This is a genomic window from Mesorhizobium sp. NZP2077, from assembly GCF_013170805.1.
Classification (GTDB): domain Bacteria; phylum Pseudomonadota; class Alphaproteobacteria; order Rhizobiales; family Rhizobiaceae; genus Mesorhizobium.
In genome coordinates this window covers 4,104,013-4,119,281 of record NZ_CP051293.1, presented here as the reverse complement: position 1 = coordinate 4,119,281, position 15,269 = coordinate 4,104,013, and the positions used below count along the sequence as shown (strand labels likewise).

12 protein-coding genes are annotated in these 15,269 nt (G+C 62.3%); 3 read left to right on the top strand and 9 right to left on the bottom strand.

Annotated features, from left to right (window positions below; translation table 11 throughout):
- Nucleotides 1-3 precede the first annotated feature (3 nt).
- The 3 genes from HGP13_RS20465 to HGP13_RS20455 all read right to left on the bottom strand — a co-directional run bounded on the left by HGP13_RS20465 (nt 4) and on the right by HGP13_RS20455 (nt 1,486).
- Nucleotides 4-591 (bottom strand): hemerythrin domain-containing protein, encoded by a 588-nt coding sequence (locus tag HGP13_RS20465; RefSeq protein WP_172228597.1) that lies wholly within the window; start codon nt 589-591, stop codon nt 4-6.
- Nucleotides 592-631: 40 nt separating this feature from the next.
- Nucleotides 632-991, bottom strand: a complete 360-nt coding sequence (locus HGP13_RS20460) for a diacylglycerol kinase (protein ID WP_172228595.1) — start codon at nt 989-991, stop codon at nt 632-634.
- Nucleotides 992-1,069: 78 nt separating this feature from the next.
- A complete protein-coding gene (locus tag HGP13_RS20455) occupies nt 1,070-1,486 on the bottom strand; it encodes a GFA family protein (protein ID WP_172228593.1) in 417 nt (138 codons plus the stop codon).
- Nucleotides 1,487-1,897: 411 nt separating this feature from the next.
- On the opposite strand from HGP13_RS20455, the gene HGP13_RS20450 reads away from it, so the two are divergent.
- A complete protein-coding gene (locus HGP13_RS20450) occupies nt 1,898-2,968 on the top strand; it encodes a diguanylate cyclase (RefSeq protein ID WP_172228591.1) in 1,071 nt (356 codons plus the stop codon).
- Nucleotides 2,969-3,076: 108 nt separating this feature from the next.
- On the opposite strand, the gene HGP13_RS20445 is transcribed toward HGP13_RS20450, so the two are convergent.
- From HGP13_RS20445 to HGP13_RS20435, 3 genes are all read right to left on the bottom strand, one after another.
- The gene (locus HGP13_RS20445; RefSeq protein WP_172228581.1) at nt 3,077-4,450 is read right to left on the bottom strand and encodes a 3-deoxy-7-phosphoheptulonate synthase class II; all 1,374 of its coding nucleotides are present in this window, start codon (nt 4,448-4,450) and stop codon (nt 3,077-3,079) included.
- A gap of 135 nt (nt 4,451-4,585) precedes the next feature.
- Nucleotides 4,586-8,083 (bottom strand): transcription-repair coupling factor, encoded by a 3,498-nt coding sequence (mfd, locus tag HGP13_RS20440; RefSeq protein WP_172228579.1) that lies wholly within the window; start codon nt 8,081-8,083, stop codon nt 4,586-4,588.
- Nucleotides 8,084-8,154: 71 nt separating this feature from the next.
- The gene (locus HGP13_RS20435) at nt 8,155-8,442 is read right to left on the bottom strand and encodes a succinate dehydrogenase assembly factor 2 (protein WP_172228577.1); all 288 of its coding nucleotides are present in this window, start codon (nt 8,440-8,442) and stop codon (nt 8,155-8,157) included.
- Between the two features lie 92 nt (nt 8,443-8,534).
- On the opposite strand from HGP13_RS20435, the gene recG reads away from it, so the two are divergent.
- Entirely contained in the window at nt 8,535-10,643 is a 2,109-nt protein-coding gene (recG, locus tag HGP13_RS20430; RefSeq protein WP_172228575.1) for an ATP-dependent DNA helicase RecG, read from the top strand.
- Here recG and HGP13_RS20425 read toward each other — a convergent pair.
- Nucleotides 10,595-11,350 (bottom strand): DUF502 domain-containing protein, encoded by a 756-nt coding sequence (locus tag HGP13_RS20425; protein ID WP_172228573.1) that lies wholly within the window; start codon nt 11,348-11,350, stop codon nt 10,595-10,597. The two genes, recG and HGP13_RS20425, sit on opposite strands and share 49 nt — an antisense overlap.
- 93 nt (nt 11,351-11,443) lie before the next feature.
- Complete coding sequence (gene glmS, locus HGP13_RS20420) at nt 11,444-13,267, bottom strand: glutamine--fructose-6-phosphate transaminase (isomerizing) (protein ID WP_172228571.1); 1,824 nt, start codon at nt 13,265-13,267, stop codon at nt 11,444-11,446.
- A gap of 209 nt (nt 13,268-13,476) precedes the next feature.
- On the opposite strand from glmS, the gene HGP13_RS20415 reads away from it, so the two are divergent.
- Nucleotides 13,477-13,851, top strand: coding sequence for an ADP-ribosylation/crystallin J1 (locus HGP13_RS20415; protein WP_172228569.1), 375 nt, complete (start codon nt 13,477-13,479; stop codon nt 13,849-13,851).
- Nucleotides 13,852-13,854: 3 nt separating this feature from the next.
- Here HGP13_RS20415 and glmU read toward each other — a convergent pair whose 3' ends face one another.
- Nucleotides 13,855-15,231: a bifunctional UDP-N-acetylglucosamine diphosphorylase/glucosamine-1-phosphate N-acetyltransferase GlmU gene (gene glmU / locus HGP13_RS20410; RefSeq protein ID WP_172228567.1), complete on the bottom strand. Its 1,377-nt coding sequence runs from the start codon at nt 15,229-15,231 to the stop codon at nt 13,855-13,857.
- Between the last annotated feature and the right edge of the window lie 38 nt (nt 15,232-15,269).

Below are 15,269 nucleotides of genomic sequence, written 5' to 3'. Positions count from 1 at the left end.
TCGTCAATCTACGCCGAGAGCTTGATCCCCCCGCTCTAGGATCAGCGGGATGATCAGATCTTCCTCGTCGGCAAGATGCCGGGTCAGCATGGCGATCAGACGGCTGTTTTCGTCGGCATAGGCATCCGCCGCGAAGCGCTGCTTGTCCTCGCTCTCCTGAAGCGTCTTGATAAAGGCATTGGCCGCCTCGGCATTGCGCTCCAATCCTTCATGGATGGTGTGGTGGTCGGCGTCGAGAATCTCGAAACCACGCTTCAGCCGTGTCTCTGCCCTGGCGAAGACCGGAAAGTAATGATGGTCCTCGACATTGTGGTGGCCGTCGAGATTGCCGAGAAAATGATTGAGGCGCGGGGCGAACCATTGCGCGAAGCCAGGCGCTGTCAGCCTGCCCTCGCGATAATCGCCGATGCCCTTGGTCAGCATGCCGCCGAGTTCGCGGAACATGTCGTGCCGCTGCAGCCACATGTTGGCGACACCGTGGACGTTGGCGTGGCCCTGCCAATTTTCACGCGGGTATCTTTCGACCAGCCAGCGCAAATCGTCCGGCAGGCCTTTGCGTTCGAGAAGCAGAAGATTCGTGGCTTCGGACATGACGGTTTCCTTTAGTTACCGTCATATAAGAATGGCGACGCTAGATCGGTAGTCCGGTGATCCGCTCGATGAGCGCGATGCCCCAGACACCGGCGACGATGACCACCGAGATCAGCACCGCCAGCGAACCGCAATCCTTGGCCAGCTGGATGTCCATATTGAACTCGCGGCTGAAGGCATCGCAGGCCGCCTCGATGCCGGTGTTCAGCACCTCGACCATGATCAGCAGCAGCACCGCGCCGATCAGCAGCGCATAGCCACGCCACGACACCGAAACGAACCACCCGGCCGGCAAGGCAAGCGCAAGGAGCATCAGCTCCTGCTGGAATGCCTTCTCGCTGGCGGCCAGCTTGCGAAACGCCCGCACCGAATTGTTAAAAGCATCGATCAGCCGCTGCATGCCCAAACCTCTTTCCGAGTTACCGGCACGAGATAAAGCAACGGCCCGATCAAGGGAATAAGGCGTCTTGTCCAAAATTCATTCAGCGACCGCTATCGAAGGCGTCGACTTTTCAAACTGCGGCAGCCCGTCGTCGATCGAATAATAGTCGCCCTTGTCGCCGACGAAGATATGGCAGTCGCCCTTGAGACCGGTCGGCCTGTCGAACGATCCCGCCATGACCGAAATGTAGCCTTGATCCCTTGGCTTCCAGAAAAGCACCGAGCCGCATGCCTTGCAGAAGCCGCGCCGGGCGAAAGCCGATGCTTCATACCAGGTGACACTATCGGTGCCTTCGATCTCGATGTCGGCGTCGGCAACATTGGTCGCGGCATAAAAATGCCCGCTTTGCTTCCTGCATTGCGAGCAATGACAGTAGACCACACCCCGTAGCGCTCCACTTGTCCGGAACCGGACCGCTCCGCACAGGCATGATCCCTGGTGACAGTCGCTCATTTGGCGCTCCCTAAAGAAACCTCGTCCAGCATCGTTGCAAGGATTCCAGCTTTGCGGTGGTTACGCGCAAGCAAATACGACATCGACTGCCGTCAGCAATTCGAAATCGGATTTCATGTCCGCAGCACGCCGCGCGAATTTCGATCTCAAGATCCCAAATTGGCGCATTATCCCGCTATAGTGGTGAAAAATTTATCCTCTTTCAGCCACAGGTAGCAAAAACCTACGGAAGCTGCGCGGATTAAGGAAACTTTAGCGCCGCCGCATTTATGATCTCTGCAAGTGAAGGTCGCGGGTGGGGACGCGTCTCTTCGCAAGATGTTCTGGACTGTCGGGTCGCGCTCCCCAGGTCGGCGATCGATGGAACCCGCAAATTCTGTGCCGGGATCCGAGGGGAAGAGTGAACCAGACATGCAGCCGGCAGCAGCCCCAACCGACAAGAATACTGATATTGCTTCGGCAGTCGTCGCCACCATGCGTCAACTGGGCGTGCTCGGCCTGCCACGCAACTACGAGATCTTCTACGAGGCATTGAGCGGCACCAACCGCGAACTCAGCCTCGCCGTCCTTGCTCTAAGCAATCGGCCGACACAGGACGAGCTCGATAAGATCGGGCGCGCCTTCTTCGCCCAGAACCATGGTCCGAGCATCGTTGAACATGCGCGCGACGTTATCGCCAGGGAGCTCGAGGAAGTCGCAGCGCTGTTGCGAAGCGAACGCAGCCACATCGAAAAATACGGCAGGATCCTGGATGAAACATCGAGCGGCCTGAGCAATCGCAGCCTGCTCTCGCAGGATCTTCTGCAGAAGATCGCCAACGCCATGTCGATCGCCACCAATTCGACGATTGATCACGGCAGGCAGATAGCCTCCACGCTCAGCGACAAGACGGCCGAACTGGAGAGCGTCAAGTCGAAGCTCGAGGAATACAAGCGGTTGGCCGACACCGATCCTTTGACCCAGATCTGGAACCGTCGCGCCTTCGACAAGCAAATCACCAATATCTACACCAGCAACAAGGGTATCCTGTTCAACGCCTTGATCCTTGCCGACATCGATCGGTTCAAGGATATCAATGACCGCTACGGCCATCCTGTCGGCGACAAAATCATCCAGATCATCGCCGAGATTTTCCAGACCAGCATTCGCGGCGACATGTTTGTGGCCCGCACGGGCGGCGAGGAATTCGCACTGATCATCGAAGGCGCCAGCGAAGACGCCACCTACGAGATCGCGGAGCGCATTCGCGCCCTGATTGAGCAGACGCCCTTCACCAGCAGCCAGACCGGCATGAATTACGGCACCGTGACGGTGTCGATGGGCATCTGCATGGCATCCGAGGCCGAAGGGCCCGAAGACCTCTACACCAAGGCCGACCGGGCGCTCTACCGCTCGAAGGTGAGCGGCCGCAACCGCGTCACCAAACATTCGACGATGGCCGGCCGCGCCGGAAAGAGCTGGCTGCTCTACAAGAAGGACTGACGTCTTCGACTTGCCCACCGGCTGGCCCGGCGAGCCATGGGATGAACGAAGAAAGGCGCGGGATTTCTCCTGCGCCTTTTCCTTATTAACCCATCGGATTGGCCAAGATCAGCCGTTCACAGCCTGCTTGTGCTGCACCGGATGGCTTTTCTTCAAGAGATCGGACACCAGGAAGGCCAGTTCGATCGCCTGGTCGGCATTGAGGCGCGGGTCGCAATGGGTGTGGTAGCGGTCCTGCAATTCCTCGGCCGTGATGGCGCGGGCGCCACCGGTGCATTCGGTGACGTTCTTGCCGGTCATCTCGACATGGATGCCGCCAGGATGCGTGCCTTCGGCGCGGTGCACCTCGAAGAAGGTCTGCACCTCCTTCAGGATGCGGTCGAACGGCCGCGTCTTGTAGCCGGCGGCCTCGATGGTGTTGCCATGCATCGGATCCGACGACCACACCACGCTGCGTCCTTCCTTCTGCACCGCGCGCACCAGCTTAGGCAGGTGGTCGGCGACCTTGTCCGAACCAAATCGGGCGATCAGCGTCAGCCGGCCGGGCTCATTCTCGGGATTGAGAAGGTCGATCAGTTCCAGCAAGCCGTCCGGCGTCAGAGACGGGCCGCATTTCAGGCCGAGCGGGTTCTTGATGCCGCGGCAATATTCGACATGGGCATGGTCGGGCTGGCGGGTCCGGTCGCCGATCCAGATCATGTGGCCTGAGGTGGCATACCAGTCGCCCGAGGTCGAATCGACGCGGGTCAGCGCCTCCTCATAGCCGAGCAGCAGCGCCTCATGGCTGGTGTAGAAATCGGTCTCGCGCAGCGCATAGTTGGTTTCCGAGGTGATGCCGACGGCCTTCATGAAGTCCATCGTCTCGGTGATGCGGTTGGCCAACGACTCGTATTTTTCGCCTTGCGGGCTGTCGGACACGAAGCCGAGCATCCAGCGATGCACGTTCTCCAGGCTGGCATAGCCGCCCTGAGCGAAGGCGCGCAGAAGGTTGAGCGTCGCCGCCGACTGGCGGTAGGCCATTTCCTGGCGGGCGGGGTCGGGAATACGCGATTTGGCATCGAATTCGATACCGTTGATGATGTCGCCGCGGTAGCTCGGCAGCGTCACCCCGCCCTTGGTCTCGTTGTCGGACGAGCGCGGCTTGGCGAACTGGCCGGCGACGCGGCCGACCTTCACCACCGGCTGTGCGCCGGCAAAGGTCAGCACGACCGACATCTGCAGGAAGACTCGGAAAAAGTCGCGGATGTTGTCGGCGCCATGTTCGGCGAAGCTTTCGGCGCAATCGCCGCCCTGGAGCAGGAAGGCGTCGCCATTTGCGACAGCCGCGAGCTGCTTCTTCAGCTTGCGCGCTTCACCGGCAAAAACCAGCGGTGGGAAGGTGGCGAGCTGGGCCTCCGTGTTCTTGAGCGCCGCAAGGTCCGGATAAGCGGGAACCTGCTTGATCGGCTTTGCTCTCCACGAATTCGGCGACCATTTCGTCATCGCTGCACCCAACGCTCTTTCCGGCGAGCACCCTCGCCCGCCTTTCCCGCCCCTATATGGGGTGGCGGCTCCATACACGAAGCCGATTTCCTATTCTAGACCGGAATTTCAGCGCTGGCGAATGATCGCCGGCGGCTAAGCCGCCTTCTCCACCAAGCGCGCCAGCTGTGTCATCACCACTGCGGAGCCCGCCAGCCGCTTGTCCGGCGTCGGCCAGTCGCGTGTGAAGACAACGCTGTGGTCTGGCCGGATCTTGGCCAGCGAGCCCTGCTCGCCAATGAACTTGACCAGACCGACGGGGTTGGAGAACTCGCGCTTGCGGAAGTGGATGACGACGCCCTTCGGCCCGGCATCGAGCTTCTCGACATTGGCCTTGCGGCAGAGCGCCTTGATGAAGACGATCTTCAGGAGATGCTTCACCTCATCCGGCAGCGGTCCGAAACGGTCGATCAGCTCGGCGCCGAACGCGTCGATCTCCTCGGTGTTTTCGAGATCGCCGAGACGGCGGTAGAGCGCCAGCCTGAGCTGCAGGTCCGGCACATAGCTTTCCGGGATCATCACCGCCGTGCCGACGGCGATCTGCGGCGACCAGCCGCCATCCTGGACCTCGCCGGAATCCTTCACCTCGGCGACGGCCTCTTCGAGCATTTGCTGGTAGAGTTCGAAGCCGACTTCCTTGATATGGCCTGACTGCTCTTCGCCGAGAAGATTGCCGGCGCCACGGATGTCGAGATCGTGGCTGGCGAGCTGGAAGCCAGCGCCCAGCGTATCCAATGACTGCAACACCTTCAGCCTGCGCTCAGCGGTGTCGGTCAGCTTGCGGTTGGCCGGCAGCGTGAACAGCGCATAGGCGCGCACCTTCGAACGCCCAACGCGGCCGCGCAGCTGGTAGAGCTGCGACAGGCCGAACATGTCGGCGCGGTGGATGATCAGCGTATTGGCGGTCGGAATGTCGAGACCGGATTCGACGATGGTGGTCGACAGAAGCACATCGTACTGGCCGTCATAGAAGGCATTCATGATGTCGTCGAGTTCGCCCGGCGGCATCTGGCCGTGAGCAACCGCCACCTTCAGTTCAGGCACGGATTCCTTCAGGAAATCATGGATTTCCGCCAAGTCGCTGATGCGCGGAACGACATAGAAGGAATGGCCGCCGCGATAGCGCTCGCGCAACAGCGTCTCGCGAATGACAAGCGGATCGAAAGGCGAGATGAAGGTGCGCACCGCCATGCGGTCGACCGGCGGCGTGGCGATCAGCGACAGTTCGCGCACGCCCGTCAGCGCCAGCTGCAGCGTGCGCGGGATCGGCGTCGCCGACAGCGTCAGCACATGGACATCAGTCTTCAGGTCCTTCAACCGTTCCTTATGCTTGACGCCAAAATGCTGCTCCTCGTCGATGATCAGCAGGCCGAGATTCTTGAACGAGATCGCGGAGCCGAGCAGAGCATGGGTGCCGATGACAATGTCGACCTGGCCTTCGGCGATACCCTTCTTGGTTTCGGCCAGCTCCTTGGCGCCGACCAGCCGCGAGGCCTGGGCGACGCGGATCGGCAAGCCGGAAAAGCGCTGCGAAAACGTCTTGAAATGCTGGCGCGACAACAGCGTCGTCGGCACCACCACGGCGACCTGGAACCCTTCCATCGCCGCGATGAACGCGGCGCGCAGCGCCACCTCGGTCTTGCCGAAGCCGACATCGCCGCAGATCAGCCGGTCCATCGGCTTGCCGGCGCCAAGATCGTCGCGCACCGAGTCGATCGCGCTCTGCTGGTCGTCGGTCTCCTCATAGGGGAAACGAGCCGAGAATTCGTCATAGAGGCCTTCGGCCGGCACCAGCGCCGGTGCTGACCGCATCTGCCGTTCCGCGGCAATGCGGATCAGCTGCCCGGCCATGTCGAGCAGGCGCTTCTTCAGTTTCGCCTTGCGTGACTGCCAGGCGCCGCCGCCAAGCTTGTCCAGCGTCGCCTCGGCGGAATCGGAGCCGTAACGCGACAGAAGTTCGATATTTTCCACCGGCAGGAACAGCCGGTCGTCGCCGGCATAATGAATTTCAAGGCAATCATGCGGCGCACCGACCGCCTCGATGGTGCGCAGGCCGATGAAACGGCCAATGCCGTGGTCGGCATGGACAACGATATCGCCGGCCGACAGAGCCGAGGCTTCGGCAATGAAGTCGGAGGCCCGCTTCTTGCGCTTCGAACGCCGGTTCAGCCGGTCGCCCAAAATATCCTGTTCGGCGACGACGACCAGCTTTTCGGTCTCGAAGCCGGATTCGAGCGGCAGCACTGCAAGAGCCGCCTGCCCCGGCTCGAGCTGTTCGGCTTCCGCAAGTGTTTCGACCTGCTTGAGATTGCCGAGATGATGCTCGGCGAGGATCTGGCCGAGCCGGTCGAGCGATCCTTCGGTCCAGCCGGCGATGACGACACGGCGTCGTGCGGCACGCTCATCGGCGATGTGCCTGACGACGACATCGAAGACATTGACGTTGGGGTCGGCGCGCTCCTCGACGAAGCTTCGGCCATGGCGCGAGCCAGCGTGGTAGATCTTTTTCGCGCCGGCATCGGGCGCATCGAAGGGCGTGAAGTCGATCGCTTCGCGCGGCCCGAGCGAGGCGATCAGGTTTTCCGGCGAGAGGTAAAGCAGGTCCGGCGCCACCGGCTTGTAGGGCACGGCATCCTTCAATGCGGCGTCGGCCTGCTTTTTGCGCGCTTCATAGTGGTCGAGGATCAGCGTGTGGCGTTCGGCCAGCGCCTCATGCGCCAGATGGTCAAAGATCACAGGTGTGTCAGGCAGATAGTCGAAGACAGTCTCCAGCCGTTCATAGAAGAACGGCAGCCAGTGCTCCATGCCGGCGAAGCGCCGGCCCTCGCTGACCGCCGCATAGAGCCCGTCGTCGCGCTGGGGTGCGCCAAAGGCTTCGATATAGGAGCGGCGGAAGCGGCTTATGGTTTCGGGCGTCAGCGCCACTTCGCTCATCGCCTGCAAGGCCATCGACTTGCGCTGGCCTGTCGTGCGCTGCGTGGCGGCATCGAAGACACGGATCGATTCCAGCGTGTCGCCGAAGAAATCGAGCCTCAGCGCTTCGGTCCAACCGGGGGCGAAGAGGTCGAGAATGCCGCCGCGCACCGCGAATTCACCGACGCCGCGCACAGTCGGCACGCGCTCGAAGCCTGATGTTTCCAGCAGCGACACCAGCGCATTCATGTCGATCTGGTTGCCTGGCCTGGCATGGAACGTCTGCGCCTCGACCAGGTCGGCCGGCGGGATGCGCTGCAGCAGCGCATTGGCGGTGGTGAGGATGACGGCGCGATGCGGCATCTTCGCCAGCGCGATCATGGCGGTCAGCGCATCGAGGCGCTTGGCGGCAGCGTCGGAGCCGGGCGAGACGCGATCGTAGGGCAGGCAGTCCCAGGCCGGCAGCTCCAGGACCGGCAGGCTGGGCGCGGCGAAAGCCAGCGCCTCGATGATCACCGGCAGGCGTTGGCCGTCGCGCGCCACGAACAGCACCGGCTTGTCAGGCGCGATCTCTAGGGCGGCCTGCACCAGCGCAAACGCTTCATAGCCATCGGCGACACCGTCGACGATGAACTGGCCGGCGCGGCCTTTCGGCAGACCAATGGTGGGAATGAGGCTCATCAAATCACGGTCTTGGTTGTCGCAATTCCCGTGGGAAAACCGCTTCGCACTTTTCCTGGAAATGCTTCTGTTCAGAATGTCATGGTCCGGCGCGACGCCAGGATCTTTTGCAGGACGGCACAATCGATATCCGCCGGCACGGCACGTTCGCCGGTGATCAGGGGGAGGAATTCGGTGTCGGGAATGTCGAGAAGCCCTTCATATTGGTCGATTTCCTCGGCGGTCAAGGCACCGATCTCGGCGTCGGCGAAGGTGCCGAGGATGAGATCCATCTCGCGCATGCCGCGGTGCCAGGAGCGGAACAAGAGCTTGCGGCGGCGGGTATCCAGCCCCTCGCTTGATCGTTTCGTTCCGGTCATTGTGCCGCATCCTCACTTGCTGCGGGGCATATAGCGTGGATAGAAGGGGCTGTCAGCCTTGCGCTGCGGCCATCGCGACATAAGCTGACATCATGCGTCCTTCCATCCTCGATCCGCTGTTTGTTCCGATCACTTCGCTTGCCGGCGTCGGGCCGAAGGTCGGCACGCTGATCGAGAAAGTTGTCACGGCTGATCTTGGTGACCGCGCGGCCCGCGCCGGCGATCTTCTGTTCGTGCTGCCGCACACCGTCATCGACCGCCGCAACCGGCCAGGCATCGCGCTCGCGGCCGAAGGCGCGATCGTCACGCTCGAGGTGCGCATCGATCGTCACCAGCCGCCACCGCGCGGCAACCGGTCTGTGCCATACCGGGTCTACGCCCATGACGACACCGGCGAAATCGGCCTGACCTTTTTCCATGCGCATGCCGCCTATCTCGAAAAGGCAATGCCTGTGGGCGAGCATGTCGTGGTCTCTGGCCGCATGGAATGGTTCAACGGCCGCCCGACCATGGTCCACCCCGACCATATCGCGCTGGCCAGCGAAGCCGAAAACCTGCCGCTGGTCGAACCGGTCTATCCCCTGACCGCCGGGCTGTCCGGCAAGGTGCTGCGCCGGGCGATCGGCCAGGCGCTCGCCCGCGTGCCTGAATTCCCCGAATGGCAGGACGGCGCCTTCATGCGCCGGCACACTTTTCCCAGCTTTGGCGATGCGCTCGCCCGCATCCACAATCCTGCCGACCCGATCGACGTCTCCGTCGACGGTGCCGCGTGGCGGCGCCTTGCCTATGACGAGTTGCTGGCGGGCCAGGTCTCGCTGGCGCTGGTGCGGTCAAAGATCCGCCGCCTGTCCGGCCGTCCCCTAGTCGGCGACGGCAGCATCGTCGAGAAACTGCGCGCCGCCCTTCCCTATTCGCTGACATCAAGTCAGGAATTCGCGCTCGCCGAAATCAATGCCGACCTGGCCGACCCTGAGCGCATGCTGCGGCTGCTGCAAGGCGATGTCGGTTCTGGCAAGACTGTCGTCGCGCTGCTCGCCATGGCACGCGCTGTCGAGGCAGGAGGCCAGGCAGCGTTGATGGCACCGACCGAAATCCTGGCCCGCCAGCATCTGGCGACGATAGCCCCCCTTGCTGCCAAGGTCGGGTTGCACATCGCCATCCTCACCGGTCGCGAGAAAGGCCGTGAACGCACCGAAACACTGGCTGGCCTGGCCAGCGGCGAGATCGACATCGTCGTCGGCACCCACGCACTGTTCCAGGAGACGGTGACCTTCCACGATCTGGTCTTCGCCGCGATCGACGAGCAGCATCGTTTCGGCGTGCACCAGCGGCTGGCCATCACCGCCAAGGGCGACGCGCCAGACATGCTGGTGATGACGGCGACACCCATCCCGCGCACGCTGGTGCTGACCGCCTTTGGTGACATGGACGTGTCGAAACTGACGGAAAAACCCGCCGGCCGCCAGCCGATCCGCACCGTCACACTACCACTTGAGCGGCTCGACGAACTGGTTGGCCGGATGGAGGACGCCGTCGCCGGTGGCCAGAAGATCTACTGGATCTGTCCGCTGGTCGAGGAATCCGAAGAGATCAAGCTGATGTCGGCCGAGGATCGCTTCGCTTCGCTGAAGCCGCTGTTCGGCGACCGCATCGGCCTTGTCCATGGCCGTATGAAGGGCGCGGAGAAGGACGAGGCGATGCGCGCCTTCAAGGAGGGCGAAACCCGCATCCTGATCGCCACCACGGTCATCGAGGTTGGCGTCGACGTCCCCGACGCCACCGTCATGGTCATCGAGCATGCCGAACGCTTTGGCCTCGCCCAATTGCACCAGCTGCGCGGGCGCGTGGGGCGCGGCGACAAGCCATCCTCCTGCGTGCTGCTTTACAAGGACCCGCTCGGCGAGACCGCAAAACGCCGGCTGTCGGTGATGCGCGAGACCGAGGACGGTTTTCTGATCGCCGAGGAAGACCTGAAACTGCGCGGCGAAGGCGAGCTTTTGGGCACCCGCCAGTCCGGCACACCGGGTTTCCAGGTGGCGCGCATCGAGGCGCATGCGGACCTGCTTGAGGCCGCCCGCGATGATGCCAGGCTAATCCTGTCGCGCGATCCGGAGCTGCAATCCGACCGCGGCGGGGCGCTGCGTCTGTTGCTCTACTTGTTCGGCCGCGACGAGGCCGTGCGGCTTTTGCGCGCCGGCTGAGCCAGGGCGCCAATCGACGGGTTGGCGAGCATTCCCTCGATCGGCTCACCATTCACGACAACCATTTGCTTGACCTCGGGCGCCACCAATCCGGCCGAGACAATCAGCTTGGCACCGTCCTCGATCGTCATGTCGAGCAGCACGATGTCCGACTTCGGCACGTACATGAGAAAGCCGGTGGTCGGATTCGGCGTGCAAGGCATGAAGACGGCAATCAGCGGATCGCCGTCCTGATCAAGCTTCTGGTTAATCTCGGTCTCCTTCTCGCTGGCGACGAAGACCAGCGACCAGACGCCCTTGCGCGGATACTCGACCAGCCCGACCTGGCGGAACATGTCCCCCTTATTCGACAGCACGGTCTCGAAAATCTGCTTCAGCGAGCCATAGATGCCGCGCACCAGCGGCATGCGGCCAAGCAGGCGCTCGCCGAAACCGACAATGGCGCGGCCGACAATGTTGGCGGTGAGAAAACCGATCAGTGTGATCAGGATCAGCGCGACGATCAGCCCGAACCCCGGAACGGGAAACGGCAGATAGGTGTCGGGGCTGTAACGCGCCGGAATATAAGGCTTTACCCAGGAATCGACCCAGCCGATGAACGACCAGGCGATATAGGCGGTGATCGCCAGCGGCGCGCAGACGACGAAGCCCGTGAGGAAATAGTTCCTCAGCCGGGTCATGCCGGAGGTCTTGGGAGCATCGGACATGGTTCACCGGGGGCGCGAGTTGCACCGCAACATTAGTGAACCGCAGCCCGGTTTGGAACTGCGAAGTTTTTAAAGGCGCCTGTTTGAAGCGCCCTACTCCACCGTCACCGACTTCGCCAGATTGCGCGGTTGATCGACGTCGGTGCCCATGAACACGGCGGCGAAATAGGCGAGCATCTGGATCGGCAGCGCATAGATGATCGGCGAGATTATTTCCGGCACGTCCGGCAGGATGATCGTCTCCATCGTCTTCACGCTCACCTGCGCCGCGCCCTTGCTGTCGGTGATCAGGATGATCTTGCCGCCGCGCGCCGCCACTTCCTGCATGTTGGATACGGTTTTCTCGAAAATCCGGTCATGCGGCGCAATGACGATGACCGGCATGTTCTCGTCGATCAGCGCGATCGGCCCGTGCTTCAACTCGCCCGCCGCATAGCCTTCTGCGTGGATATAGGAGATTTCCTTGAGCTTCAGCGCGCCTTCCATGGCCAGCGGGAAATTGGTGTCGCGGCCGAGATAGAGCACGTCCTTGTAGCGCGAGAGTTCGCGCGCGATGCGTTCGATCTGCTCTTCGAGCTTGAGCACCTGGTTGGCATAGCGCGGCGCTTCCGAAAGCGCGCGCACCAGGGTCTTTTCCTGCTCTTTCGAAATCGTGCCGCGCGCCACGCCGGCGCGCACCGCAAGCGACGCCAGGACGGAAAGCTGGCAGGTAAAAGCCTTGGTCGAGGCGACGCCGATCTCGGGGCCGGCGAGCGTCGGCAGCACCACGTCGGACTCGCGTGCCATGGTCGATTCGCGCACGTTGACGATGGCGCCGATCTTCATGCCGGCCTTGCGGCAGTAACGGAGCGAAGCCAGCGTATCGGCGGTCTCGCCCGATTGCGAGATGAAGAAGGCGGCATCTTCAGCCGACAGCGGCATCTCGCGATAGCGAAACTCCGAGGCGACATCGATGTCGACCGGTAGCCGCGCATAGCGCTCGAACCAGTATTTGCCGATCAGGCCGGCGAGATAGGCGGTGCCGCAGGCAGAAATCGCCAGCCGGCCGATCTTGGCGAAGTCGAATGGCAGATCGAGCGGCTTCGAAACGCCGGAGACGAAATCCACATAATGGGCCAGCGTGTGCGAGATCACCTCGGGCTGCTCATGGATTTCCTTCTCCATGAAATGGCGCCGGTTGCCCTTGTCGACCATGAAACTGGTCGACAGCGACTGCTGGCGCTTGCGCTCGACCTTTTTGCCGTCAATGTCGAAGATGGTGACGCCTTCGCGGCGCACCACCGCCCAGTCGCCATCTTCCAGATAGGTGATCGAATTGGTGAACGGCGCCAGCGCAATGGCATCGGAGCCCAGGAACATCTCGCCATCGCCATGGCCGACGGCGAGTGGCGGGCCGTTGCGGGCGCCGACGATCAGGTCCTCGTCGCCCTTGAACATGATCGCCAGCGCAAAGGCGCCTTCCAGCCGCTTCAGCGCCTGGTGCGCGGCCTCGACCGGCTTCAGGCCCTTGGCAAGTTCGCGCGCCACCAGATGCGCGACAACTTCGGTATCGGTCTGCGACGAGAAGGAGTAGCCGTCGCGGATCAGCTCGTCGCGCAGCTCGGCGAAATTCTCGATGATGCCGTTGTGGACGATGGCGACGCCGTCGGAAAAATGTGGATGCGCATTGGTCTCGTTGGGCACGCCATGCGTCGCCCAGCGCGTGTGGCCGATGCCGATCGTGCCCTCGAGCGGGTCTTCCTTGAGACGGCGCTCGAGGTTGATCAACTTGCCTTCGGCGCGTCTGCGGCCAAGCTGTCCCTTTTCGATCGTGGCGACGCCGGCTGAGTCATAGCCGCGATATTCGAGCCGCTTCAGTGCATCGACGATGAGCGGCGCAACCTGCGAATGACCGACGATTCCAACGATACCGCACATGCAGACAGTCCCCGATTCCCCATGCAAAACCAGCGCTTATTTAGGGATGGCCGGCCCGCCGTCAAAGTCACATTGCATTTCGTCCGGTGTAACGGACGGATGCGCACGCATGCACCATGCCAGACCGCACTTGCAATCCCGTTACTGCAATTGTTCCGTTTTTCGGCGATCCTATTCCCGTTCCGGCAATATTTGGCTAAGCTTCGGCCATGAATGAAGCCCCGCCCACCATTACACTCTGGCGCCCGGTCGGACCTCAGGAGCTAAAACTCATCGAGGCGTCCGACATGCGGACGTTTCCGCCACGCCTGCCCGAGCAGCCCATCTTCTATCCGGTTGTGTCGGAAGCCTATGCCGTGCAGATCGCGTGTGACTGGAATGTGCCGGCCAGCGGCGCGGGTTTCGTGACCCGGTTTGCCGTGCCGAAAAGCTTTCTCGACCGCTACAGGGTCGAGCATGCCGGCAGCAAGGCGCATCTGGAATATTGGATACCCGCCGAGGACCTCGACGATTTCAACAAGGCCATCGTCGGCAAGATCGAGGTGACCGCCACTTTCGGTCGGTATACGGCGGCGGCCGGCTGACCGTTAGTGGTCGGCGCCAGCGGCCTTCTTCTTGGCCGCCGCGGCCGAGGCTAAGCGCTCGCGCAATTCCTTGCCCTTGCCCGGGATCGTCTTCTGGCGGGCGCGGCCGAAGGCCAGCGCATCGTCAGGCACGCTTTCGGTGATGACGCTGCCGGACGCGATGTAGCCGCCCTTGCCGATCGACACCGGCGCCACCAGCGAGGAGTTGGAGCCGACAAAGGCGCCCTCGCCGATGTCGGTGAAGAATTTCGAGTAGCCGTCATAGTTGCAGGTGATGGTGCCGGCGCCGATATTGGCACCCGCGCCAACGCGGGCATCGCCGATATACGTCAAATGGTTGACCTTGGCGCCCTCCTCGATGACAGCCTGCTTGACCTCGCAGAAATTGCCGACTTTTGCCTTGTTCTTCAGATCGGCGCCCGGCCGCAGCCGCGCGTATGGCCCTACATCGCAATTCGACGCAATGGTAGCGCCTTCGATATGGCTGAAGGCATGGATCTTGGCGCCATTGGCGATCTTCACGCCCGGACCGAACCAGACATTCGGCTCGACGATGGTGTCGGCGCCGATTTCGGTGTCATGCGAGAAATACACGGTTTCCGGTGCTATCAATGTCACGCCCAACAGCATCGCCTCGTGCCGGCGGCGCTGCTGCCAGATGCCCTCGGCCTGCGCCAGTTCGGCGCGGTTGTTGATGCCGAGCGCGCTTTCGAAGCTGGCTTCGGTGGCCACGACATCGAGCCCCTGCGCGCTGGCGATCTCGACGATGTCGGTCAGATAATACTCGCCCTTGGCATTCTTGTTGCCGACCGCGTCGAGCAGCTTCAGCGCGTGGGCGCCGGCCACCGCCATCATGCCGGCATTGCAGAAGCCGATTTTTTTCTCCTCTTCGGAGCAGTCCTTTTCCTCGCGGATGGCAATCAGCTTGCCATCCTTTTCGATCAGCCGGCCATAACCGGTTGGGTTGGGCGGCCGAAAGCCGATCACAACGACAGCCGCACCTTCCGCTAGCCTCAACCGCGCCACCGTCAGAGCATCCGCGTCGATCAGCGGCGTGTCGCCGAACATCACGAGAACGTCGTCGTAACCCTTTGATATTGCTGCGCGAGCAGCAAGAACCGCATGCGCGGTACCGAGCCGCTTCTCCTGCACGAAAGTCTCGGCCTTCGGCGCGAATTTTGCGGCGGCCTTGCGCATCTCATCCGCACCATGCCCGATCACCAACGCCTGACCGCTGGCGCCGGCCGCTTCCGCTGCCTTCACCACATGAGCGACCATCGGCAACCCCGCGATCTGGTGCAACACTTTCGGCAACGCGCTCTTCATGCGCGTGCCTTCGCCGGCGGCGAGAATGACGGACAGGCAGGATCTCTGGCTCATGGAAGGACAACCATATCAAAGAGTTGGGAATCAAAGCA

Coding starts and splice junctions, on each gene's coding strand:
- HGP13_RS20465 (WP_172228597.1), bottom strand. CDS start 591: ATGTCCGAAGCCACGAATCTTCTGCTTCTCGAACGCAAAGGCCTGCCG.
- HGP13_RS20460 (WP_172228595.1), bottom strand. CDS start 991: ATGCAGCGGCTGATCGATGCTTTTAACAATTCGGTGCGGGCGTTTCGC.
- HGP13_RS20455 (WP_172228593.1), bottom strand. CDS start 1,486: ATGAGCGACTGTCACCAGGGATCATGCCTGTGCGGAGCGGTCCGGTTC.
- HGP13_RS20450 (WP_172228591.1), top strand. CDS start 1,898: ATGCAGCCGGCAGCAGCCCCAACCGACAAGAATACTGATATTGCTTCG.
- HGP13_RS20445 (WP_172228581.1), bottom strand. CDS start 4,450: ATGACGAAATGGTCGCCGAATTCGTGGAGAGCAAAGCCGATCAAGCAG.
- mfd (WP_172228579.1), bottom strand. CDS start 8,083: ATGAGCCTCATTCCCACCATTGGTCTGCCGAAAGGCCGCGCCGGCCAG.
- HGP13_RS20435 (WP_172228577.1), bottom strand. CDS start 8,442: ATGACCGGAACGAAACGATCAAGCGAGGGGCTGGATACCCGCCGCCGC.
- recG (WP_172228575.1), top strand. CDS start 8,535: ATGCGTCCTTCCATCCTCGATCCGCTGTTTGTTCCGATCACTTCGCTT.
- HGP13_RS20425 (WP_172228573.1), bottom strand. CDS start 11,350: ATGTCCGATGCTCCCAAGACCTCCGGCATGACCCGGCTGAGGAACTAT.
- glmS (WP_172228571.1), bottom strand. CDS start 13,267: ATGTGCGGTATCGTTGGAATCGTCGGTCATTCGCAGGTTGCGCCGCTC.
- HGP13_RS20415 (WP_172228569.1), top strand. CDS start 13,477: ATGAATGAAGCCCCGCCCACCATTACACTCTGGCGCCCGGTCGGACCT.
- glmU (WP_172228567.1), bottom strand. CDS start 15,231: ATGAGCCAGAGATCCTGCCTGTCCGTCATTCTCGCCGCCGGCGAAGGC.